The organism is Enterobacter sp. SCRI0065, assembly GCF_059766475.1.
In genome coordinates, this window is sequence record NZ_JCBAJB010000010.1 from 82095 (window position 1) to 104094 (window position 22000).

Annotated in this window: 20 protein-coding genes; 12 read left to right on the top strand and 8 right to left on the bottom strand. The window is 52.0% G+C overall.

Annotated features, from left to right (window positions below):
• Nucleotides 1–15: 15 nt before the first annotated feature.
• Nucleotides 16–1107, bottom strand: coding sequence for a glycosyltransferase family 9 protein (locus AC6EMZ_RS20275; protein ID WP_498404595.1), 1092 nt, complete (start codon nucleotides 1105–1107; stop codon nucleotides 16–18).
• 210 nt (nucleotides 1108–1317) lie between these two features.
• Between AC6EMZ_RS20275 and AC6EMZ_RS20280 the strand changes: the two genes are divergently transcribed.
• A complete protein-coding gene (locus AC6EMZ_RS20280; RefSeq protein ID WP_498404596.1) occupies nucleotides 1318–1572 on the top strand; it encodes a DUF6246 family protein in 255 nt (84 codons plus the stop codon).
• A 136-nt stretch (nucleotides 1573–1708) separates the two neighbouring features.
• Nucleotides 1709–1990: a hypothetical protein gene (locus tag AC6EMZ_RS20285; protein WP_498404597.1), complete on the top strand. Its 282-nt coding sequence runs from the start codon at nucleotides 1709–1711 to the stop codon at nucleotides 1988–1990.
• A gap of 275 nt (nucleotides 1991–2265) precedes the next feature.
• Here the strand turns inward: AC6EMZ_RS20285 and AC6EMZ_RS20290 are convergent, their stop codons facing one another.
• Both AC6EMZ_RS20290 and AC6EMZ_RS20295 read right to left on the bottom strand, forming a co-directional pair.
• A complete protein-coding gene (locus tag AC6EMZ_RS20290) occupies nucleotides 2266–2766 on the bottom strand; it encodes a DUF2778 domain-containing protein (RefSeq protein ID WP_498404598.1) in 501 nt (166 codons plus the stop codon).
• Nucleotides 2742–3233, bottom strand: coding sequence for an Hcp family type VI secretion system effector (locus AC6EMZ_RS20295; protein ID WP_498404599.1), 492 nt, complete (start codon nucleotides 3231–3233; stop codon nucleotides 2742–2744). Before AC6EMZ_RS20295 ends, AC6EMZ_RS20290 begins: the two co-directional genes overlap by 25 nt.
• 196 nt (nucleotides 3234–3429) lie before the next feature.
• Here AC6EMZ_RS20295 and AC6EMZ_RS20300 point away from each other — a divergent pair, with 196 nt between their 5' ends.
• The 5 genes from AC6EMZ_RS20300 (at nucleotide 3430) to AC6EMZ_RS20320 (ending at nucleotide 7787) form a co-directional block, all read left to right on the top strand.
• Nucleotides 3430–3669: a DNA polymerase V gene (locus tag AC6EMZ_RS20300; protein WP_498404601.1), complete on the top strand. Its 240-nt coding sequence runs from the start codon at nucleotides 3430–3432 to the stop codon at nucleotides 3667–3669.
• A 308-nt stretch (nucleotides 3670–3977) separates the two neighbouring features.
• Complete coding sequence (locus tag AC6EMZ_RS20305; protein ID WP_150871062.1) at nucleotides 3978–4253, top strand: metal/formaldehyde-sensitive transcriptional repressor; 276 nt, start codon at nucleotides 3978–3980, stop codon at nucleotides 4251–4253.
• A gap of 28 nt (nucleotides 4254–4281) precedes the next feature.
• On the top strand, nucleotides 4282–5400 hold the full coding sequence (locus tag AC6EMZ_RS20310; RefSeq protein ID WP_498404602.1) for an S-(hydroxymethyl)glutathione dehydrogenase/class III alcohol dehydrogenase: 1119 nt from the start codon (nucleotides 4282–4284) through the stop codon (nucleotides 5398–5400).
• A gap of 158 nt (nucleotides 5401–5558) precedes the next feature.
• The gene (locus AC6EMZ_RS20315) at nucleotides 5559–7250 is read left to right on the top strand and encodes a methyl-accepting chemotaxis protein (protein ID WP_498404604.1); all 1692 of its coding nucleotides are present in this window, start codon (nucleotides 5559–5561) and stop codon (nucleotides 7248–7250) included.
• An 87-nt stretch (nucleotides 7251–7337) separates the two neighbouring features.
• On the top strand, nucleotides 7338–7787 hold the full coding sequence (locus AC6EMZ_RS20320; RefSeq protein ID WP_498404605.1) for an energy transducer TonB: 450 nt from the start codon (nucleotides 7338–7340) through the stop codon (nucleotides 7785–7787).
• A 48-nt stretch (nucleotides 7788–7835) separates the two neighbouring features.
• Here the strand turns inward: AC6EMZ_RS20320 and AC6EMZ_RS20325 are convergent, their stop codons facing one another.
• Together AC6EMZ_RS20325 and AC6EMZ_RS20330 are read right to left on the bottom strand one after the other, a co-directional pair.
• Nucleotides 7836–10220 carry a glucose/quinate/shikimate family membrane-bound PQQ-dependent dehydrogenase gene (locus AC6EMZ_RS20325; protein WP_498404606.1) on the bottom strand — a complete coding sequence of 795 codons (2385 nt, stop codon included), beginning with the start codon at nucleotides 10218–10220 and terminating at the stop codon, nucleotides 7836–7838.
• 289 nt (nucleotides 10221–10509) lie between these two features.
• Nucleotides 10510–11433: a LysR substrate-binding domain-containing protein gene (locus AC6EMZ_RS20330; protein ID WP_498404657.1), complete on the bottom strand. Its 924-nt coding sequence runs from the start codon at nucleotides 11431–11433 to the stop codon at nucleotides 10510–10512.
• A gap of 276 nt (nucleotides 11434–11709) precedes the next feature.
• On the opposite strand from AC6EMZ_RS20330, the gene hglS reads away from it, so the two are divergent.
• Both hglS and AC6EMZ_RS20340 read left to right on the top strand, forming a co-directional pair.
• The gene (hglS, locus tag AC6EMZ_RS20335; protein WP_498404608.1) at nucleotides 11710–13053 is read left to right on the top strand and encodes a 2-oxoadipate dioxygenase/decarboxylase HglS; all 1344 of its coding nucleotides are present in this window, start codon (nucleotides 11710–11712) and stop codon (nucleotides 13051–13053) included.
• 42 nt (nucleotides 13054–13095) lie between these two features.
• Nucleotides 13096–14604 carry a carboxylesterase/lipase family protein gene (locus tag AC6EMZ_RS20340; protein ID WP_498404609.1) on the top strand — a complete coding sequence of 503 codons (1509 nt, stop codon included), beginning with the start codon at nucleotides 13096–13098 and terminating at the stop codon, nucleotides 14602–14604.
• Here the strand turns inward: AC6EMZ_RS20340 and AC6EMZ_RS20345 are convergent.
• A complete protein-coding gene (locus AC6EMZ_RS20345) occupies nucleotides 14591–15433 on the bottom strand; it encodes a LysR substrate-binding domain-containing protein (RefSeq protein ID WP_498404610.1) in 843 nt (280 codons plus the stop codon). The two genes, AC6EMZ_RS20340 and AC6EMZ_RS20345, sit on opposite strands and share 14 nt — an antisense overlap.
• Before the next feature lie 112 nt (nucleotides 15434–15545).
• Entirely contained in the window at nucleotides 15546–16682 is a 1137-nt protein-coding gene (gene ompC, locus AC6EMZ_RS20350; protein WP_498404611.1) for a porin OmpC, read from the bottom strand.
• Nucleotides 16683–17030: 348 nt separating this feature from the next.
• Here ompC and AC6EMZ_RS20355 point away from each other — a divergent pair, with 348 nt between their 5' ends.
• The 3 genes from AC6EMZ_RS20355 to AC6EMZ_RS20365 all read left to right on the top strand — a co-directional run bounded on the left by AC6EMZ_RS20355 (nucleotide 17031) and on the right by AC6EMZ_RS20365 (nucleotide 20888).
• On the top strand, nucleotides 17031–18200 hold the full coding sequence (locus tag AC6EMZ_RS20355; RefSeq protein WP_498404658.1) for a pyridoxal phosphate-dependent aminotransferase: 1170 nt from the start codon (nucleotides 17031–17033) through the stop codon (nucleotides 18198–18200).
• 11 nt (nucleotides 18201–18211) lie between these two features.
• A complete protein-coding gene (locus AC6EMZ_RS20360) occupies nucleotides 18212–18985 on the top strand; it encodes an ABC transporter substrate-binding protein (protein WP_498404613.1) in 774 nt (257 codons plus the stop codon).
• 247 nt (nucleotides 18986–19232) lie between these two features.
• Nucleotides 19233–20888, top strand: coding sequence for a glucan biosynthesis protein D (locus AC6EMZ_RS20365; RefSeq protein ID WP_498404615.1), 1656 nt, complete (start codon nucleotides 19233–19235; stop codon nucleotides 20886–20888).
• A 33-nt stretch (nucleotides 20889–20921) separates the two neighbouring features.
• Here AC6EMZ_RS20365 and ydcK read toward each other — a convergent pair whose 3' ends face one another.
• Complete coding sequence (gene ydcK, locus AC6EMZ_RS20370; protein WP_498404616.1) at nucleotides 20922–21902, bottom strand: YdcK family protein; 981 nt, start codon at nucleotides 21900–21902, stop codon at nucleotides 20922–20924.
• Nucleotides 21903–22000 lie beyond the last annotated feature (98 nt).

Here is a 22000-nt window from a genome sequence, read left to right on the forward strand (position 1 = left end):
CTTCTTATATGAGAATTATTCCGAGATAATTCGCAGTTCTTCGTCGATTAGCTCAAGTATGGGTCTAACATCAGCATCCATGACGCGACGTTCTTTTAGTCTCACCTGACGCGCTAATTTATAGTTTGGCCCCCAAATATCGGCATTGTCTGCTTGTGATACGAGTAACTTAAAGGGATAGATGCAGATTAGTCTCTTCTTGAATGCTCTCGATACATGCACAAATGAAGTGTCTGGTGAAATGACCAATGCACTCTCTTTTATAATTTGTGCGGCAGAAAAGAACGATGGCGTTGTATTTTTTGTGACGTTTTCTGAATCGGGGATGGATTTGATCTTATGCTGCTCCCCGAGAATAATGACGTGAAATAAATGGTGGTATTTAGCCATGTGCTGGGTAACGGCTTCGATTTGCGCATCTGAGAAAAAACGCTCGCTAACACTACCGTAAGGAATAAATGCCACAATTTTTTTATTGGTGGTGTTCTTGATGAATTCCCTTGCCGTTTTCGCGTCCTCATCAGGAATGAAAACAGAGTAATCGTAGTCTGTTGCAGGGATCTCAAGGTGTTCTAATAAATCAATGTATCTGGTGCTGATATGAGCCAGAGGGTTTTTGATGTTAACGACATCATCATACAGGCGATATTTTTGTGTGAAACCAATGGTTCTATGAGGTTTGACAACCCGAATCAAATTAAAAACATCGACATTCGAGTGAGTGATCTCGTGTGAGTCAATAAGGACGAAAGGATTGAGTTTTTTAAGCGCGCGCATCAATGGCTTTTTATTATTAGGGTCATAGAAATGCAGGCTTTCTAAATTTCTCCATTCTTTGAATAAGAAGTACGTTCTCTTGTCGGCAATGACAGACACCCGGAAATTATGTTTCACGAGAGTCTCAATCACACCACCTATAACAATAGCATCGCCGATACCTTTCCCGATAAAGGGGATGATTAAGTGGTTTGTATCTGGTGCTCGCCCGGCCTTATGGCTGCGTGTAAGAGCCGTCGCCGTGCTCAAAAGATTAAGTTTTAACCGTAATTTTGTTCTCTTCAGAACATAATTTTTAGACCTGTTTACTTTCCTGAGCCATTTGATCATGAGAATCTTCCTGGGGGATTTTTTTGTTTTAATTTCGTTCATCGTCAATGACGCGCATTTTATCGAATTACGTGGATATAAAAAACAAAATAGTGCGGGAAAAATGGAGGGGGCAGTAAAAAATCTCTTCGTGTTTACCCTGACGTCAACTGGTGCGGTCGTTACTGTAACTGTCGGGGCCGAACGGGGGAGGGGCTTCGGCTCCTGTTTATGATGATCATCACCGATATCGGGCATCTTGAAGCTCTGGTTGACGGGCGTTTGCGCGCGCTAAAACCCACTTTTCAGGCGATGACGCGCATTGGTAGCCCTGAGCAAATAGTCACGGTCATGGCCACGGTGTATGGTAGCCACTATCTGACTCACAACGAGAGTTCTGGTCAACGAAGAACCCTGCTGCTGAATATGATGTTGTCGTTATCTCGCACCCCTGCGTTCGACGGTCCTATCAGGTTGGTACGGTAATCTGCGTATTGGCTCCAGCCCGGTAAAACAATTTAGCGGCAATGCCAGCGCTTACAACACGCTCGGCCTTGATATAGTTTCGGACCTGAACAGCATCGTTGACGAGTCATATCTCGACGTGGGAGGTTATCTTCACATGGGATCCACGCCGGGTACTCTTGCATACAATGCTATCCCAACCGATAAAAATAACATCATTGCAGTACAGACAACCGGGTTGACGAAACCGCCGGCAGAGGGCTGTAAATTGTCTCAGAAGATTTATCTGCAGGGCCAGAAGCAAGATGCTGTCACGTCACAGTTCAACGGAGGCACGCTCTCATACGAGCAGTTCAATGTAGTTACAAATTTCAGTTCAGGAAAAAGTGGGGGAGAACTGGCTGGGTTACAGGTTATTATTAACGCAGCAAAAACTTAGCCAACATGGTGGGGTTTACCCCACCATTTGTTACTTCCTGATGAATTTTAACGTTAGATATGTGAAAGCGAATGCGGCCACAAATGAACCTATGATAAACACGTCTCCAGCGAGGTCATAAATTCGTTCATCACCAAACTCATGGCTCCCCCATATTCTTATCCCGTTTGATGTCAAAAAATCGTCGAAAGATACAATCAAGTCAAACGGAATAATTCTGGGCAACAGAAACATGCTAACAACCAGCCAGCATAAGAACACAATAACTTTACGTATCATGTTACTGTTATCGTCCCGTATGCTCTGAAGCTACTGCATGGCACTTGAATCATTGTTGTGTCCAGCAAAGCATTCCGTAAATATTCAAAATCTGAAGGCTGGCACAAAGTTATGCATCCCTCACTTAAGCCCGCCGGTCCTATTGGGTGCAGTCTGAATTCACCCCGCTTTAATCCCTCTATGAAAACCGTATCATCTATCTGAAGGTCCTCCTTGTACAATGCGAACCATGAATCTCGATCAGTACCGTAAATATTGTTCAGATAAAAATGTCTGATTGCTCCCAGCCTTCCTCCGCTTTCTCGACCCACTATAAAGTATCGTCCAGGAGGTATTGGACCAATCTTCTCCCGGCTTGCCATCGTGACATTATTACGCCCAAATTTTTGCCCCGAAAAAGCAGGAAAATTTCCAACCCCTGCGACGCTTAATATTGAAGAAGGTAGACCATTAAGCGTAAACCTTGCGTTAATCACGCAGTAACCCTCATATTCCATCCATCTGTGAATTGAACGTTGCCGTCGCAGTATTTCCAGGTGATTTTTTCGTAACGCAATTCGACAGACTCATTGTGATTATGCTTTTCCATTGCTGGATTCTTAACATTATGCATAACAGGAGTAACGGCAACGACCTTCACGCCTTCGAGAAGCATGTTGAAGTATTCAACTTCCTGACCAGCATCATTGATCCGGTACCATTTTATTTCTGCCGATTTCAATGTTTGTCCGGTAGCGACTGCGCGGTAAAAATACGGACTTGAGCTGTCGAACTCCTTTTCTATCGTAAGTGGTGAGTGAACACGCGTGCCCGTAAGCTTTCCGGTATTGCTATCCGTCGGGATGTTAAGGCTATGGCCAAACGAGAGGATTTCGATACTCCCCTCACGATCCATTACATCTACCGAACCCTTTATGTCTGCACCACCGTCGTCTTTAAGCCATAGATAAGCGGGAATTGCCATTTTTTAAATCTCTATTTTGATTAGTTTATTTAATTTCAGGAACCGTTAATAAACCCGCTGCTAATCATGGGGTTAGGTAAATCGTGTTATACAAAATTGATATATTTCATGCGCCTATAAATGGATGCTTAAAGATTGATGTTTAGGATGCGCGATAACACTGTATATGCATACAGTTTTATCGGAGGGCGGATATATGCCGCGTTGGTACGAAATTAACTGGGCGTTCCGCGCCGCTGTTAAGTTTGAATCGAGTGGGCGAAGAACCGTGACCACAAAAGATTTTGTCAACGAGCTTGAACGAGTGAACTGGCACTGGTCGCTGAAAAAGGCGAACGCCTGGATCGACTGCTACGTGACGACGTTCAAAGACATATCTGCACATGAAGGCGAAGAACGCACCTTCATGTTATTCAATCCGAACGGAGGGCGCTGATTTGCTATGTCCTTCACCTGCGGCCGCTACGTTGGAATGCACTACGGGGCTGATATTTAGATTATAAATGTGTTTTTTCTAAGGAGGGTTCGACTATGCAGCGAGTGAATTGAATTCTGCATGGCCGTTTTTACAGCAGGGAGGTAGCAAAGGTGCAGGACACCCATTTTGGGGCAGTAAAAGTCTCTTTATGTCCTGTAGTGTCTTTTAGCAGTTTCGGCTAAATGCATGATAACCATGAAAAACTTAATGTTTACATAGGGATGATAAAAAAGTTACTATACCCCCCTACAGTATTGGGAGGGCGCATGCCACATTCACCCGAAGACAAAAAGCGCGTTCTGACTCGCGTGCGTCGTATTCGTGGGCAGGTCGATGCCCTTGAACGTGCGCTGGAGTCCGGCGAACCATGCCTGGCTATCCTGCAACAGATCGCCGCCGTGCGCGGTGCGGCGAACGGTTTGATGGGCGAGATGGTCGAAATTCATCTCAAAGATGAGTTAGTGACGGGGGAGACGACCTCCGATCAGCGTGCAGTTCGCATGGCGGAAGTCGGCCATTTGCTACGCTCTTATCTAAAATAATAACTGGCATCACATAAAGGAAAGCAATATGAAATCACGTGCAGCCGTAGCATTTGGCCCAGGCCAGCCGCTAAAGATTGTTGAAATTGACGTCGCGCCGCCGAAAAAAGGCGAAGTGCTGATCAAAATTACCCATACCGGCGTATGCCACACTGATGCGTTCACCTTGTCTGGTGACGATCCTGAAGGCGTGTTCCCGGCAGTATTGGGCCACGAAGGCGGCGGTGTGGTGGTTGAAGTCGGTGAAGGCGTCACCAGCCTGAAGCCGGGCGATCACGTCATCCCGCTGTACACCGCTGAATGCGGCGAGTGTAAATTCTGTCAATCCGGTAAAACCAACCTTTGTCAGGCCGTTCGCGCCACCCAGGGTAAAGGCCTGATGCCGGACGGTACCACTCGTTTCTCCTACAACGGCGAGCCGATTTACCACTACATGGGCACCAGTACCTTCAGCGAATACACCGTTTGTGCGGAAATTTCTCTGGCGAAAGTAAATCCACAGGCACCGCTGGATAAAGTCTGCCTGCTGGGCTGTGGCGTCACCACCGGTATTGGTGCTGTACACAACACGGCGAAAGTGAAAGAAGGCGATACGGTCGCGGTCTTTGGCCTGGGTGGAATTGGTCTGGCGGTGATTCAGGGCGCGGTACAGGCGAAAGCCGGACGCATCATCGCTGTGGATACGAACCCGGAGAAATTTAAGCTGGCGGGCGAAATGGGCGCGACCGATTTCGTGAACCCGAAAGACTCCGATAAGCCCGTTCAGGACGTGATTGTTGAACTGACCGACGGCGGCGTGGACTTCAGCTTTGAATGTATCGGCAACGTGAACGTGATGCGTTCCGCGCTCGAATGCTGTCACAAAGGCTGGGGCGAAAGCATCATCATCGGCGTGGCGGGTGCGGGTCAGGAAATCAAAACCCGTCCGTTCCAGCTGGTGACCGGGCGTGTATGGCGTGGTTCCGCATTTGGCGGCGTAAAAGGCCGTACCCAACTGCCGGGCATGGTCGAAGACGCGATGGCGGGAAAAATCGATCTCGATCCGTTTATTACGCACCGTCTGCCGCTCGAGCAAATCAACGAGGCATTCGACCTGATGCACGAAGGTAAGTCCATTCGTACCGTCATACATTTCGGCGACAAGTAATTATTCTGCCAGCGGTTTTTACCGCTGGCGTTTCTTGAATAATCTTCTCTAAAGTGTGAGCTATCTGGCGATTTTAGCCGTAATCAAATTTCCTGCCGTGCCGATGACTACTTTACAGGCGTGTTTTTACGCATCTACCTATAAGAGAGTCGACGGTCATGGACAACACAACATCGATGCGCGCCCAGCAAAAGCTGAGCTTCTTGCATCACATCCGCCTAGTTCCGCTGTTTTCCTCAATTCTCGGTGGCATCATTCTGTTATTTGCCTTGAGTTCGGTGCTGGCAGGGTATTTCCTGCTGAAAGCCGATTCAGACTTGCAGGATGTGACATCTGAAATCCAGGTTCGAACGGGTTTATCGAACAGTTCAAACCATCTGCGCACGGCGCGTATCAATATGATTCATGCGGGAGCGGCCAGCCGTATTGCGGAAATGGACGCGATGAAGCAGAACATTGCTGAAGCCGAAACTCGCATCAAGCAATCACAGCAAAGCTTCGCGTCTTATATGGGTCGCACGGTACGTACGCCTGCGGATGAAGCGCTGGATGGCGATTTGAAAGCACGGTTTGATGCCTATGTTGCAGGCCTACAGCCGATGCTGAAATATGCTAAAAACGGAATGTTTGAAGCGATTATCAACCATGAGAATGAGTCAGCGCGTCCGCTGGACGATGCCTATAACGAGATCCTGTTAAAAGCGATTAAAATTCGCACCGACCGCGCCAATGCCCTGACCGCTGATGCACATAAACGTACCCAGCTTGGGCTGATGTTTATGGTAGGCGCGCTCGCTCTGGCGTTGATGTTAACGGTGATAACCTTTGTGGTGCTGCGTCGTACCGTTATTAGCCCGTTACAACGCGCAGCACGTCGCATTGAACTGATTGCAAAAGGTGACCTCACGCTGGCTGATGATCTGACAGGGCGCAGTGAAATTGGCCGTTTGACCCACGACTTGCAAACCATGCAGCATTCACTGGTGCAAACTGTCGGTACGGTACGTGAGGGGGCGGAGCAGATCTATCGGGGAACTAGCGAGATTTCGGCGGGTAATACCGACCTGTCTTCGCGTACCGAACAGCAGGCAGCTGCCATTGAACAGACGGCGGCCAGCATGGAACAGTTGACCGCAACGGTGAAACAGAACGCCGATAACGCGCATCACGCCAGCAAACTGGCGGGCGATGCCTCCGGTAAAGCCAGCCGTGGCGGGCAGATGGTCTCCGGCGTGGTCAAAACCATGGGCAATATTTCTTCAAGCTCTAAAAAGATCTCTGAAATCACCGCCGTGATTAACAGCATCGCGTTCCAGACTAATATTCTGGCGCTGAACGCCGCTGTAGAAGCCGCGCGTGCGGGCGAACAGGGCCGCGGATTTGCCGTTGTCGCCAGCGAAGTGCGTACGCTGGCAAGCCGTAGCGCCAACGCAGCCAAAGAGATTGAAGGGCTGATTAACGAGTCTGTCACGCTGATTGACCAGGGTTCTGGCGAAGTGGTCGCCGCGGGTAATACGATGAATGAAATCGTCGAAGCGGTTAAACGTGTCACCGATATCATGCTCGAAATCGCCGCTGCGTCTGATGAGCAGAGCCGTGGCATTGAGCAGGTAAGCCAGGCTATCTCGGAGATGGACAAAGTGACTCAACAGAACGCCTCGCTGGTGGAGGAAGCTTCAGCCGCGGCGGCGTCTCTGGAAGAGCAGGGCGCACGACTGACCGAGGCCGTCGGGACGTTCCGCTTGAAAGGAGCGACAAAACAGCGTAGCGCAGTATCAGTGCCAACCACTCCATCTGCGCCGCTGCGTCCGGTAGCGGCGAGCAGCGGTGAGAACTGGGAAACGTTCTGATCCGCGCAGCATTGATTGACTGGTTTTAAAACCGGTGTAAAAAGGGTTCATGCTTGTACATGAACCCTTTTTAATGGTGGTAACGCGATGATTTCAGCAAAACGTTTAACCGTACTGTTTGCTTTTTCAGGCCTGCTGACCGGTTGTTCGGTGGGCGTGGGCGGCATCGGGATTGGCGGGGGAAGTAACGGCGTTGGCGTGGGCGCTGGCCTGTCCTTCCCGATAAGCGGCTCCACCTCGACCAAAGAGAGCGCCACCGATTCGTCCCAGCCGGACTGTAATGGGGAAGTGTACCAGGTACAGCCAAACTATCCCGCGCAGGCGATGGCCCAGGAGTTTGAAGGTAAAGTCGCGGTGACGTTCGATGTAAAATCCGATGGACGGGCAACGGGCTACAGCGCTAAAGGTGATAAAGCGTTTTTCGCAGAAACCTGGAAAGCGGTGGCTCGCAGCTGCTGGACGCCAGGAGTACGAAAGGATTTGGTCGTGACGTTTAAGATGAACAAGCCAATCATGTTTGAGCCTACTGCACCCTAAAAAAACGGCCAGTCATGAAAGTGACTGGCCGTTAAACGTTATGCCCGATTACTGCTTGTCGGGTAACGCATAGGCAATAATGTAATCACCACGGTCCGGCGACTGACGTGCGCCGCCCGCATTAATGATGATGTACTGTTTGCCGGTTTTCGGCGACACGTAGGTCATCGGGCCAGACTGGCTGCCGACTGGCAGACGGCTTTTCCAGATCTCTTTCCCGGTTGCGGTATCAAATGCGCGCAGGTAGAAGTCCTGAGTGCCCGCAAAGAACAGCAAACCTGACTGCGTCGAGAGAGACGCGCCCAGCGTCGGCATGCCGATCGGGATTGGCAGATGCATACGAATACCCAGCGGGCCGGTGTCTTCTACGGTTCCCACCGGAACCTGCCACACCAGCTTGCCGCTTTTCAGATCGACGGCTGACATGGTACCAAACGGTGGTTTCTGGCACGGAATGCCCAGCGGAGACAAGAAGCGCTCGCGCATGGCACCGTATGGCGTACCGTCCATTGGGACAATCCCCATCTCAATCCCGCTGGCGTCTTTGGCGACGTTGGCACGTGGCACCATGTAGTTTGCCAGCCCCAGACGCATGTCATTCACAAACATCAGGCCGTTATTAGGATCGACTGAGACACTGCCCCAGTTCATACCGCCGAGCGAGCCCGGGAACTGCAGAGAACGATCGAGTCCAGGCGGAGTGAATACGCCCTGGTGGCGCATCTCTTTGAACTGAATACGACACAGCAACAGGTCGACAGGCGTCGCACCCCACATGTCGGATTCGGTCAGCGTCTGGTTGCCAATCATCGGCATACCAACGGAATACGGTTGGGTTGGGGAGTAGCGTTCACCCGGAATGTGACCCGCAGGGACCGGACGTTCTTCAACTTTCGCTACCGGCTCGCCAGTTTCACGATTGAGCATAAAGATCATGCCCTGTTTACTGGTTTGCACCAGCACCGGCGTGGTGCCGCCTTTACCATCTGGCAGATCGTAAAGCAGCGGCTGCGAAGGCAGGTCAAAGTCCCACAGGTCATGGTGGGTGGTTTGATAATGCCAGCGCACCTGTCCGGTGGTTGCATCAACGGCCACAATCGAGGAGCTGTATTTATCGTCCAGCGCGGTGCGTTCGCCAGCGTAGAAATCAGGCGTGGCGTTACCGGTTGGCAGGTAAATCAGGTTCAGCTTGGCGTCGTAAGACATGGCAGACCAGACGTTTGGCGTACCGCGCGTGTAGGTCTGGCCTTCTGGCGGTTCGCCGGTCAGGGCTGGATTGCCCGGATCCCATGCCCACGCCAGCTTGCCGGTGCGAACGTCATAAGCTCGGACCACGCCCGGCGGTTCACCCGTCGAGAAGTTATCGGCAACGCGTCCACCAACAACTACCACGTTTCCCGCCACCAGTGGTGTGGATGTCTGCTGGTAGTAACCTGGTTTGATTTCGCCCATGCCTATGCTGAGGTCAACGATACCGTGGTTGCCAAAGTCTTCACACAATTTGCCGTTGTCGGCATTGATGGCAATCAGGCGCGCATCGATGGTCGGCAGGAACAGACGACGAGGACAGGCGGCTGGCTGGGTCTCATTTTGTGACGTTGTCACTGATTGATGGTCTTCAAAATAACCCAGACCACGACAGCGCTGCCAGTTAGGGGCCGTGGCTTTGGAATCGTAGCGCCACTTCTCCTTGCCGGAATCAACATCCAGCGCCAGCACTTTACTGTATGGCGTACAGACAAACAGCGTGTCGCCGATTTGCAGCGGGGTGTTCTGATCTTCCGCACCGGAACCGTTGCTTAGCGGAATATCGCCCGTATGCGCGGTCCATGCCACTTTCAGTTCATTGACGTTCTGCTTATTGATCTGATCAAGCGCCGCAAAGCGGTCACCGTGGGTGGTATTGCCCCAGTGTTCCCAGTTTTTCTGCTGTTCGCCAGAAGCAACTGGTTTGACCGGAACGGATTCATTCGCGCTCACCAGCGTTTGCGGTTTGAACATCCAGCCTAAGCTCACCAGCATGGCGACGGCGAGGATAGCTGCAATACCAAACGCCGGTTTCTTATTTACCGGTGCGCTGTGGTTTGCCGCACGCAGGAATGGCCAGACGATAGCGCACAGGAATGCCAGCACGGCCAGCGTGAACAGGCGCGAGAATAACGGCCAGAAATCCCAGCCCGCGTCGCTAACGGCCCAAAAAATCGAGGCGATAAACGCGATGGCATACAGGACGATACCGCTGAGGCGATTCGTGAAGATTAAAAAGGCGGAGACGACCATCACTACGCCAACGATCAGGAAGTACCAACTTCCGCCTACGGTGGCGAGCTTAAAGCCCAATCCACCGATTGCCAGACCGACGATTGCCATCAGTCCGATCAGGAGCCACTGCAGGATCCTTGCTATCCCGCGCGGCGCGCTGCCAAATGTCATTTCTATCTCCTTAGAATGCCTCGACGTCTTCCGGTTTGTGCTGTGCTGCATCTGTACCAAATGGGTAAATAGATTCGAGGTGAATGATGATTAATACGGTTATTACCGATTTAAAGGCAAAAAAATTCACGGGGTAATGGTTTGGTGAACCATTTGGTGAATTGGTCAGTATGATAAATCTGTTAAATTGTTTTGCGCAATTGTTAATAAAAAATTTCGCATTAATTGATTAAAAGAAACAAAAAACCCGTCAATGAGACGGGCTGGTTGGCAAATAATGGGCAGAGAATCAGATTGGCATGGATTTGCGAATGGCGCTGAGTAGCGTTTGTGCGGCAGTTGAAAGCGGGGTATCAACGCGCGTTAAAATTCCGATAGGTTCCCCTGCTCCGGGCGAGGTAACGGGTAGCGCCACCAGGCAACCCTGGCGTAAGTCTTCTTTCACGGCGCCCGATGGAACGAACCAGACGTAATCATAATCCACCGTTAACTGGCGAGACAGCGATGCCGACAGCGTTTCGATACAGCCGGACGGGAGTTTGCAGCCCTGCATCTGAAGCATCACTTCAGCGTTATGGCGCGGTGCCGTCCCTTTGGGTGACACCACTACCGGCCATTCCATCACTCGACTCAGAGTAACGGTATCCCGCAAAAGAGGGTGATGGGGCCGAACGACCAGTTTTAGTGATTCGAGGAATAACAGTTCGTAGTTTAGACCCACCATCAGTTCCGGGTCGGACATCCGACCGATGCCTAAATCCAAATCGCCTGATTTCAACCCCGACAGGATCATGGGGTTATTCATGGTGGCAACCTGTAGCGTGGTGTTCTTTTGTTGCTTATGAAACTGGCCGATAACGGACGGTAAAATCCCCAGGGCTGCCGTAGGGAGAGCTCCAATTCGCACGATATCGACGGCGTGATCGTGTTTGCCATTCAGCGACTGACCTGCGGTGTTGATGGCATCAAGGACTTTGACGGCGTGCGTCAGAAACTGCTCGCCGACCAACGTAAGCTGAGCGCCAAGGCGGCCACGGTTAAACAGGCGCGTTCCAGTAAGTTGTTCCAGTTCGTTCAGCGTTTTTGAAAGTGCAGGCTGGCTGAGGTTAAGAGTTTCAGCCGCGCGCCCCAGCGTTCCCTGTTGAGCGACGGCTACAAAAGTGTGCAAATGGCGCAAGCGTATGCGCTGACTAAACAGACCATTTTTTTCCATATGCGATGTTAAAAACAGAGCCATGCGGGTGACAAGTGAAGTTATCTAAATTTGATAACTTGATAGCAAAATATTATTAACATTTGATCTATTTGAGTTACAAGAGGATTTTTACTCAAGGTGATTTAATCGCCTTATGATCACGATCCTGTGGCATAAGGACAAAAGTACAGGGAATGTGCAGTCGCCCATCAGGATCACAAATCCGAAATTCTTCCCCCCAACGAAGACGGCCTTCTCTACACTCCAGATATTATTCACTGGAGGCATGACATCATGGCGAACACCATCACGGCTGATGATATTCGGGAACTTTTTTCGCAGGCTATGTCAGCAATGTACCAGCAGGAAGTTCCGCAATACGGCACATTGCTGGAACTGGTTGCAGATGTGAATCTGGCGGTGCTGGAAAATAACCCGCGCTTGCATGAACAACTGGTGAACGCAGATGAACTGGCGCGACTGAACGTCGAACGCCACGGTGCCATTCGCGTAGGGAGCGCAAAAGAGCTGGCAACTTTGCGGCGGATGTTTTCCATTATGGGAATGCATCCGGTGAGCTATTACGATCTCTCCCAGGCCGGTGTGCCGGTACACTCGACGGCGTTTCGTCCCGTCGATGACGCGGCATTATCCCGAAATCCTTTCCGCGTGTTTACCTCGTTGCTGCGCCTTGAACTGATCGGCAACGTTGCCTTGCGCGAACAGGCGGCCAACATTCTGGCAACGCGCACTATCTTTACCCCGCGCTGTCTGGAATTGATCGAACAGCATGAGTCCGAAGGCACATTCACCGAGAGTCAGGCGCGCGAGTTTGTTAAAGAGGCACTGGAAACGTTCCGCTGGCACAGCCACGCTATTGTCGATCAGGAAACGTATCAGGCGCTGCATAATGAACATCGACTCATCGCTGACGTTGTTTGCTTCCCTGGATGCCATATCAACCATCTTACGCCGCGCACGCTGGATATCGACAGGGTGCAGGAATTGATGCCTAAGTATGCTATCGAACCCAAAATTCTCATTGAGGGCCCGCCGCGCCGTGAGGTGCCGATTCTCCTTCGGCAGACCAGCTTTAAAGCGCTCGAAGAACCGGTGCTTTTTGCGGGTGAACATCGAGGTACACATACCGCGCGCTTTGGCGAAATTGAACAGCGCGGCGTGGCGCTTACGCCGAAAGGCCGTGAACTGTACGACAGGCTGCTGGGAGAGGCCGGGACGGGCAAAGATAACCTGACCCATCAGCTGCACCTGCGGGAAGTGTTCCAGCAATTCCCCGATAGCGAGATGTTCCTGCGCCGTCAGGAGTTGGCCTATTTCCGCTATCGGCTGACGCCTGCGGGCGAATCGCATCGCCAGGCATTTCGCCCTGGCGACGATCCGCAGCCGTTAATTGAGCGCGGGTGGCTGGTTGCTCAACCGATAACCTACGAAGATTTTCTCCCGGTCAGTGCGGCAGGCATTTTCCAGTCCAATCTGGGAAATGAAACCCAGGCACGTTCGCATGGAAACGCCAGTCGGGATGCCTTTGAGGTCGCGCTAGGCTGTCCGGTTCTTGACGAATTTACGCTTTATCAGCAGGCGGAAGAACGAAGTAAACGCCGTTGCGGTTTGCTCTGAAAACGTTACTCTGCTGGGGTGTGATGGAAACAGAAGGTCAGGATGGAAAACTCCTCAACTCCAATAGTGAATACGCGCCAGGGTGCGCTGATCGGTTTTATCGAGGATGACGTGCATGTCTGGTGCGGCATTCCCTATGCTGCGCCGCCAGTGGGACCGCTGCGCTGGCGTTCGCCGCAACCGTCGCCATGCTGGGACGATGTGCGCGAAGCCACTACGTTTTCAGCTTCCAGCTGGCAGAGCAGTGAATATTGTCAGGCGCTGGGCGGCGGCGATCCGGGTCGGTTCTCTGAGGATTGCCTTTATCTCAATATCTGGTCGCCCGTAACGCGTCAAACGCCACTGCCGGTGATGGTGTGGCTGCACGGCGGCGGTTTTACGATTGGCGCAGGTGGCTTGCCGCCTTATCAGGGCCACGCGCTGGCGAGACGCGATGTCGTGGTGGTGACGCTCAACTATCGTCTCGGGCATTTGGGCTTTTTTGCCCATCCTGCGCTGGAGGGGGAAGAGGATCGCGTGGTGCATAATTTTGCGCTGCTCGATCAAATCGCCGCGCTACAGTGGATACGCGACAATATTGCCGCCTTTGGCGGTGATCCGGACAACATCACCCTGTTTGGTGAATCTGCCGGAGCCCGCAGCGTGCTGTCATTGCTTGCCTCGCCGCTGGCGAAAAACTTGTTTCATAAAGCGATTGTGCAAAGCGGCTATACGCTACCGGACACACCGCGTGAACAGGCGCTGCAAAACGGCGACGCGCTGGCAACGCATTTAGGGATTGAGCATGCCACCGCAGAGCAGTTGCGAGCGATCCCCGCAGAAACCTTTTGGCCGTTGACGGCTCCCTATAACATTGCACCGACGCCCATTGTTGGCGACTGCGTGCTACCCGAGCCCATGCTGGACGTCTTTTTCGCGGGCCGGCAGCATCCTGTTCCGCTAATGATTGGCTCGAACAGCGACGAGGCCAGCGTGATGGCGGTGTTTGGAGTTGATCTTGCCGGACAAATTGAAAAGCTCCGCCGTGAACGTCGTTTTGGCTTAGGGATTATCAAGCTGCTTTATCCTGGCGTAAAAGGGGATGAGGAGCTGGGCCGTCAGGTGTGCCGCGATATGGCGTTTACGACGATGGGATATGTGGCGATGCAGGCCCAGCAGCGCGTGGGTGAGCCGTGCTGGCGCTACTGGTTTGATTATGTTGCTCAAGCCGAACATGAAACGTATCCCAACGGCGCGTGGCACGGGAACGAGGTGCCTTACGTGTTTGATACGCTGGGTACGGTAGAACCCTCAAGGCGCTATGTGAACGAACATGATCTTGCTTTTTCAGCGCAGGTGGCCGACTACTGGGTCAACTTTGCCCGCCATGCCAGTCGGACCTGTGATGCGTTGCAAGGTCCGACAAGATGGCTTGCCTGTCGAAAAGGGCGAGACGTTTTACTGCGTATCGGATTGAATAAACATGCAGGTTTTAAGCTAGAAAACCGTTTTATGCGCGCCAGAATGAGCTTATTTAAACGGGTCATGAAGCATCACGTTAGTCTGGATTAAGCAGACAGGCACGAAACGCGGCAAGCCCGGCGGCTTTGCCGCGTGATTCACGTAGTACCAGTCGGTAGCTGGCCCCGGTTTTGACGCTGGTGTCATAAGGACGGGCCAGGCGGCCCGCGCGAATATCTTCTTCCACCAGCGTTTCGTCGGCAATGGCCACGCCAAGCCCCTGCATAGCCGCGGTGATGGCCAAATCCATCGTGTCAAAGTGCTGGTTTTTTTGCATGACAAAGGCGGTGCCAGCCTGTTTAGTCAACCACAGCGACCAGTCCGTTTTATCTCGCGTAGGATGCAAAAACGTTAGCGTATCCAGCGCTGCCCCCAGTCGTGTTGGGCTGACGACCGGCGTTAGCGCTTCTTCAAAGAGTAAATCTCCGGCATTCATATGGGTGCCAAACACAATCGCCGCATCATAGGATTCCGTTTTGAAGTTAACGGTGTGATCGGTCGTGGCCGTGAGCGAGATCTGTAACTCTGGCTGTTCGCGCTCCACCTGGAGAAGACGAGGAATGAGCCAGCGCATGGCGCAGGTTGGTACTTTCAGGCGCACGACGGTTTGCAGCGCGCGAGCTTGTTCCGCCACCGTTAATAATTGTTCGAATGCGGATTGTAAATCGGGAAGCAGGGCGCTGCCTTGCGATGAAAGGCGCAGGCCGCGGGCGTGTCGCTCAAAGAGGGGAAAGCCGAACCAGGCCTCAAGGGTGGCAATCTTACGGCTGACAGCACCCTGAGTCAGACAAAGTTCTTTTGCCGCGTGAGTGAGATTCAGATGACGCGCGGTGATCAGAAAGGCGTCTACAGCATTGTGTGGAAACGAGCGACGCGACATAAACACTCCAGGCATGCGTTTTTATCATGTCGGCTATCACACAACACCTGATGGAACGTGTCAATCAGCTAAAAAAAACCCGCCAGGCGGCGGGTTAGTGTCATGCAGGTTCTTAGAACTGGTACACCAGGCCTAAAGCGACGATGTCATCGGTAGAGATGCCCGCGTCTTTATAGAACTGATCGTCGCCGTCCAGCAGGTTGATTTTATAATCCACATAGGTGGACATATTTTTGTTGAAGTAATAGGTCGCGCCTACGTCAACATATTTCACCAGGTCTTTATCGGCATTCGCGGCGTTATAGGTTAAATCTTTGCCTTTTGATTGCAGATAAGAAACCGCAGGGCGCAGACCGAAATCGAACTGATACTGGGCAGTGACTTCAACGTTCTGCGTTTTATTCGCTACGCCGCCAACATCGCTGTTAGACGTGCTACCGTAGGTAGTCATATTACGGGTTTCTGAATACATGGTTGCCAGATAGATATTATTGGCGTCGTATTTCAGGCCAGCGGTCCAGGCGTCGGCTTTATCGCCGTCAGCCATATAGGCGCTGGTGGAATTTTGCTGTGCATTGGTACGGTCAGAGGAGGCATAAGCTGCGCCTGCACTAAAGCCCATGCCAAAGTCATAGGTGGTCGAAATACCAAAGCCGTCGCCATTTTCATGACGCACGTCGCGACCATTGTTGGTGCCTTCGTTACCGTTGCCAGCATCTTCGTTATTGCCCTGATACTGAAGAGCAAAGCTCAAACCGTCTACCAGGCCGTAGAAGTTGTTATTACGGTACGTTGCCACGCCGTTTGCACGGCTGGTCATGTAAACGTCTGATTGTGAATAGGAATCGCCACCGAACTCTGGCAGCATATCGGTCCAGCCTTCCACGTCGTACAGTACGCCGTAGTTACGACCGTAATCGAATGAACCGTAGTCACCAAATTTCAGGCCGGCGAAGGCCAGACGGGTCCAGGACTGGTTTTCGGAGCCTTCGGTATTGTTGGCCTGAACGTTGTATTCCCACTGGCCGTAACCGGTCAGTTGATCGTTAATCTGGGTTTCGCCTTTGAAGCCAAGACGGACATAGGACTGATCGCCATCTTTTGACGAATCATCAGAGAAGTAGTGCAGACCGTCTACTTTGCCGTAGAGATCTAATTTGTTGCCGTCTTTATTATAAATTTCTGCTGCATGAGCGGTGCCTGCTGCCAACAGCGCGGGGATGACGATTGCCAAGACTTTTCTTTTCATTTTTCGATCCTTAAAAAGGTTTTTATTATGCTTTGGAATGAACTTTTGCACATATCATGAGTCGAATGAATCCTAATATTCTTTCGATCGTTTCGGCAAATATTATAAATATTTTAAATGTTAAGAATTGATTCATTATTAATTAAATGAAATCTTGATTGGCTTGATGAATAATTGATAATTAATTTATTCATGAGGCGTATTTGTATTTCACAATACGTGACTGACGAACAGTCACGCCTCATGGCCCATGCATTTTACTCATAGCTCCCATGACAACAATTCGGTTGTCGTTCATCACCCCTTCTTGTTGAATAGTTATGCAATATCCACCTGAAAGGATTGATGATGACTCTGCGTACTCCGGTGCACACTCGCTCGAAACTGCCTGATGTCGGCACGACTATTTTTACGGTGATTGGCCAGCTTTCTGCCCAACATAACGCCATCAATCTTTCTCAGGGAGCGCCTAACTTTTCCTGCGATCCTAAGCTCATCGCGGGCGTAACGCGTGCCATGGAAGCCGACCATAATCAGTATGCGGCGATGACCGGTTTGCAGCCGCTGAAGGCGCGCATTGCAGATAAAATCGCTTCGCTATACGGAACGCGCTATGACGTGGACAGCGAAGTGCTGATAACCGCCAGCGCCAGTGAAGGGTTATATTCTGCCATTAGCGGCCTCGTACATCCCGGCGATGAAGTTATCTATTTCGAGCCATCGTTCGATAGCTACGCGCCCATCGTGCGGTTGCAGGGCGCAACCCCGGTGGCGATTAAACTGACGGTGCCGGATTTTGCTGTTAACTGGGATGAGGTCCGCGCGGCGATATCGACGCGCACCCGGATGATCATCATTAACACGCCACACAACCCGAGCGGGCAGGTCTTCTCGGCAGACGATCTGCAACAGCTGGCGGCGATTACGCGGCATACCGATATCATTATTTTGTCTGACGAAGTGTACGAACATGTCGTTTTCGACGGCAAGCCGCACCATGGAATGGCCACACATCCGCAGCTGGCGGAGCGCAGCGTGATCGTGTCGTCATTCGGAAAAACCTATCATGTCACCGGCTGGCGCGTAGGGTATTGTGTTGCACCAGCCGAACTGATGGATGAGATTTGCAAAGTACATCAGTTTTTGATGTTTTCTGCCGATACTCCTATGCAGTACGCGTTTGCTGAGCATATGGCCGATCCGCAAACCTGGCTTACGCTGGCTGCGTTTTATCAACGCAAGCGCGATCTGCTGCAAAATTTGCTGGCCGAATCACCGTTTACGTTATTACCCAGCGCAGGGTCGTTCTTCCTGCTGGCCGATTACAGTCACTTTAGCGATGAAAGCGACGGTGAAATGGTCAAACGGCTGATAACAGAATGCGGTGTTGCCACTATTCCGCTGTCGGCGTTTTATGCCGACGGTACGGATAACAAATTGATCCGTCTCTCTTTCGCTAAAGATGAGGCAACATTACGGGCAGGCGCGCAAGCCCTGTGTCGGATTAAAGCACGCTAAGGAGTTTTGCTATGAAATTTAACGCGTTAGTTGTCGGCCTGGGAATGCTGTGTTCATTTTCTTCATTTGCGGCTACCGAGCTTCGTTATGGACTTGAAGCCGAATATCCACCCTTTGAAAGCCGCAACGCGTCTGGTGAGCTGGAAGGGTTTGATATCGAGCTGGGCAAGGCGATTTGTCAAGCCGCTGCGCTGAAGTGCAGCTGGGTCGAAACCTCATTCGATGCGCTTATCCCAGGGCTGATGGCGAAAAAATTCGATGCGATTAACTCGGCAATGAACATTACTGACCAGCGTCGCCAGAGTATCGACTTTACCCAACCTATTTATCGCATTCCTTCGCAGCTGGTGGGAAAGGCGGGTAGCGGTGTCGAAGCGACACCGGAAGGTTTAAAAGGTAAATCTATCGGCGTCTTGCAGGGCTCCATTCAGGAAACCTATGCTAAAGAGCACTGGGAAAAACACGGTGTCACCGTGGTGTCTTATAAAGATCAGAACATGGCATGGGCAGACTTGCTGAATGGCCGTATTGACGCCTCGCTGGTGATGTCGGCGGCTGGACAGGCAGGTTTCCTCAGTAAACCGCAGGGGAAAGGGTTTGGCTTTATCGGCAAGCCCGTGTCTGACGACACGATCCTCGGCAGTGGGATCGGCTTTGGGCTGCGCAAAGGTGACGAGGCCACTAAAAAACAGCTTGATACCGCCATTGAGAAAGTCCGCGCTGACGGAACGATCGATAAGCTGGCTCAGAAGTACTTTCCAGGTATCGATGTCAGCGTAAAATAACAATATTGCGCCTTATTAGCCCCTGATGACGATGTCCATCGGGGGCTTTTTTATAGTGAGTTATACGTAACTTTACCCGTAATTCGGGTCATTCCCCTCGACAGAAAATATTTCTCACTTTGCTCATATAATCACCGCTCAACAATTGGATTCTTAACCATTTTTGTTTAGTCTGTGCGTTCTTTCCTGCCGTCGTTTCGCCGTACGCGAAACTCATTCACACGACCATAAGGACGTTTTCTCAGGCATGAATCGCAGACATTTTTTACAAGGCTCGCTGGCAATGGCAGCGCTGAGCGGCACAGCCGGACTGTCATCGCTCTTTTCCCGTGCGGCGTTTGCCGCTGACTCGGACATTGCCGACGGCCTGAGCCGTCGTTTTGACTTCTCTGTACTGCAATCCATGGCTCACGATCTGGCGCAAACCCCGTGGGGCGGTGCGCCGCGTCCATTGCCAGAAACGCTGGCAACCATGACGCCGCAGGCCTACAACGCCATTCAGTATGACGCCAAGCAGTCGCTGTGGAACAACATCGAAAACCGTCAGCTAGACGTACAATTCTTCCACATGGGGATGGGATTCCGTCGCCGCGTGCGCATGTTCTCTCTGGATTCCGGCACCTCTCAGGCGCGCGAAATCCATTTTCGCCCGGAACTGTTTACCTACAATGATACCGGCGTGGATACCAAACAGTTGCAGGGGCAAAGCGATTTAGGTTTTGCCGGTTTCCGTGCGTTCAAAGCGCCTGAACTGGCGCGCCGTGATATCGTCTCTTTCCTGGGAGCAAGCTATTTCCGTGCGGTAGATGATACCTATCAATACGGTCTTTCCGCGCGTGGCCTGGCTGTTGATACCTTTACCGATACGCCGGAAGAGTTCCCCGATTTCACCTCGTTCTGGTTCGAAACGGTTAAACCAGGCGATACCACCTTTACCGTCTATACGCTGCTCGACAGCCCAAGTATCACTGGTGCCTACAAATTCGTGATCCATTGTGAGAAGAGCCAGGTGATCATGGAGGTGGACAACCACCTGTACGCGCGTAAGGACATCAAACAGCTCGGCATCTCCCCGATGACCAGCATGTTCAGCTGTGGCAATAATGAGCGCCGCATGTGTGACACGATTCACCCACAAATCCACGACTCCGATCGTCTGGCGATGTGGCGGGGCAACGGGGAATGGATTTGTCGTCCGCTGAATAACCCGCAAAAGCTCCAGTTCAATGCTTATCAGGACAAAAACCCGAAAGGATTTGGCCTGCTGCAACTCGATCGCGATTTCTCGCACTACCAGGACATCATGGGCTGGTATAACAAGCGTCCAAGTCTGTGGGTTGAACCGCGTAACCAGTGGGGCAAGGGCAGCGTGGGCCTGATGGAGATCCCGACGACGGGTGAAACGCTGGATAACGTCGTTTGCTTCTGGCAGCCGGAAAAAGCGGTGAAAGCGGGTGATGAGCTGGACTTCAAATATCGCCTGTACTGGAGCGCGCAGCCGCCGGTTCGTTCTCCGCTGGCTAACGTTTACGCCACCCGCACGGGCATGGGTGGTTTCCCGGAAGGCTGGGCACCGGGCGAAAATTACCCAAAAACCTGGGCGCGTCGCTTCGCCGTCGACTTCGTGGGCGGTGATCTCAAAGCCGCGGCACCAAAAGGTATTGAACCGGTGATTACGCTCTCCAACGGCGAAGCGCGGCAGGTCGAAATCCTCTACGTTGAACCGTTCGATGGATACCGCATTTTGTTTGACTGGTATCCGACGGATGATTCCACCGATCCGGTGGATATGCGGATGTTCCTGCGCTGTCAGGGCGATGCCATCAGCGAAACCTGGCTGTATCAGTATTTCCCGCCTGCGCCGGATAAACGTCAATACGTTGACGATCGCATTATGCGTTGATGGCAACTTCCTCTCCCCGCACGGGGAGAGGTTTTAAATGGCCCCCAGCAGTGGCGTGCGGGTAATACGCTGCTGCCCGTTTATCACCTTTTCACCGCGCAGATGAATGTTTTCTCCGGCGAACGCTTCAATGACCGCATCGTCGGTGATCTCTACCCGGTGTTCGATCAGCACATCGCCGCTGATTCGGGCGCGTCCCTGAATGACGACTTTATCGTCAATCATGATGGGCCCCCCGCGCAGCCACGCCTGGCCGCCAATCAGGACATGATGTTTAATGACGCAGTTACCTTCCACCACCGCGTTTTCCGCCACCTGTGAGCTGTAGCGTAGGGTTGGAATGGCGTCTTCTTCTCGGCCCGCAATCAGCCTGGCATTACCGTAGACTTTTGCGCAGTCGCAAATCCAGACGTTGTTCAGTTCATTACCTTCGATCAACGCGTTATCGAATATCTCGGCTCGATGTTCAACAAACGCATTATTCACAATGGCATCACCGTATATCTGCGCCTGATGCACGATGCGAGACTGGCTGACGGTGGCGTTATCGAAGATCTTCAGGATCTGCTCGTGATCCGGCGTGAGGCCGGTGGCAGCGACGATTTGGCTCTCGTGCAGAATGCGCGCATTGCCGTAAAGATGGCACACCCCGCGCACATCAGAGCGCTGCACTGTAACGTGACCGCCAAGCTTTGCACCATGACTAACCTGTGACGCATCGACCCAGCTGTTATCACCGATGCAGGCGGCATGTCCGATGACGCAGGGTTGAGTGATACGCGCGTTATCGCGAACGCGCGCGCCTGCATAAACCACGCTATTTTCATCGTAGATCCAACAATGACCGTCGTGGGCGAGCGCGTTTTCGTCGTCGATCCATCCGCCTTTGGTTCCGGCGCTGATATCGTTGAAGTCGCGGGTGGCGATAATTTGTCGCAGCGTGACGGCGGTTTTGGTCTCGCCATTTTGCCAATGCCAGATACGGGTTTCATCGCTGAGCCGGTATTTTTTCATCACACTATTCCTGAGGGGCGTCTTCACTAACCGTAGCAAACTTTACGACTTTCGAAGTACTGGCAACCGTTCTCGAAACCCCTTAAACTAGCATTTCA

What these genes read in the sequence shown, in the direction of transcription:
- AC6EMZ_RS20275 (WP_498404595.1), bottom strand. Translation starts at nt 1,107, where the DNA reads ATGATCAAATGGCTCAGGAAAGTAAACAGGTCTAAAAATTATGTTCTG.
- AC6EMZ_RS20280 (WP_498404596.1), top strand. Translation starts at nt 1,318, where the DNA reads ATGATGATCATCACCGATATCGGGCATCTTGAAGCTCTGGTTGACGGG.
- AC6EMZ_RS20285 (WP_498404597.1), top strand. Translation starts at nt 1,709, where the DNA reads ATGGGATCCACGCCGGGTACTCTTGCATACAATGCTATCCCAACCGAT.
- AC6EMZ_RS20290 (WP_498404598.1), bottom strand. Translation starts at nt 2,766, where the DNA reads ATGGAATATGAGGGTTACTGCGTGATTAACGCAAGGTTTACGCTTAAT.
- AC6EMZ_RS20295 (WP_498404599.1), bottom strand. Translation starts at nt 3,233, where the DNA reads ATGGCAATTCCCGCTTATCTATGGCTTAAAGACGACGGTGGTGCAGAC.
- AC6EMZ_RS20300 (WP_498404601.1), top strand. Translation starts at nt 3,430, where the DNA reads ATGCCGCGTTGGTACGAAATTAACTGGGCGTTCCGCGCCGCTGTTAAG.
- AC6EMZ_RS20305 (WP_150871062.1), top strand. Translation starts at nt 3,978, where the DNA reads ATGCCACATTCACCCGAAGACAAAAAGCGCGTTCTGACTCGCGTGCGT.
- AC6EMZ_RS20310 (WP_498404602.1), top strand. Translation starts at nt 4,282, where the DNA reads ATGAAATCACGTGCAGCCGTAGCATTTGGCCCAGGCCAGCCGCTAAAG.
- AC6EMZ_RS20315 (WP_498404604.1), top strand. Translation starts at nt 5,559, where the DNA reads ATGGACAACACAACATCGATGCGCGCCCAGCAAAAGCTGAGCTTCTTG.
- AC6EMZ_RS20320 (WP_498404605.1), top strand. Translation starts at nt 7,338, where the DNA reads ATGATTTCAGCAAAACGTTTAACCGTACTGTTTGCTTTTTCAGGCCTG.
- AC6EMZ_RS20325 (WP_498404606.1), bottom strand. Translation starts at nt 10,220, where the DNA reads ATGACATTTGGCAGCGCGCCGCGCGGGATAGCAAGGATCCTGCAGTGG.
- AC6EMZ_RS20330 (WP_498404657.1), bottom strand. Translation starts at nt 11,433, where the DNA reads ATGGAAAAAAATGGTCTGTTTAGTCAGCGCATACGCTTGCGCCATTTG.
- hglS (WP_498404608.1), top strand. Translation starts at nt 11,710, where the DNA reads ATGGCGAACACCATCACGGCTGATGATATTCGGGAACTTTTTTCGCAG.
- AC6EMZ_RS20340 (WP_498404609.1), top strand. Translation starts at nt 13,096, where the DNA reads ATGGAAAACTCCTCAACTCCAATAGTGAATACGCGCCAGGGTGCGCTG.
- AC6EMZ_RS20345 (WP_498404610.1), bottom strand. Translation starts at nt 15,433, where the DNA reads ATGTCGCGTCGCTCGTTTCCACACAATGCTGTAGACGCCTTTCTGATC.
- ompC (WP_498404611.1), bottom strand. Translation starts at nt 16,682, where the DNA reads ATGAAAAGAAAAGTCTTGGCAATCGTCATCCCCGCGCTGTTGGCAGCA.
- AC6EMZ_RS20355 (WP_498404658.1), top strand. Translation starts at nt 17,031, where the DNA reads ATGACTCTGCGTACTCCGGTGCACACTCGCTCGAAACTGCCTGATGTC.
- AC6EMZ_RS20360 (WP_498404613.1), top strand. Translation starts at nt 18,212, where the DNA reads ATGAAATTTAACGCGTTAGTTGTCGGCCTGGGAATGCTGTGTTCATTT.
- AC6EMZ_RS20365 (WP_498404615.1), top strand. Translation starts at nt 19,233, where the DNA reads ATGAATCGCAGACATTTTTTACAAGGCTCGCTGGCAATGGCAGCGCTG.
- ydcK (WP_498404616.1), bottom strand. Translation starts at nt 21,902, where the DNA reads ATGAAAAAATACCGGCTCAGCGATGAAACCCGTATCTGGCATTGGCAA.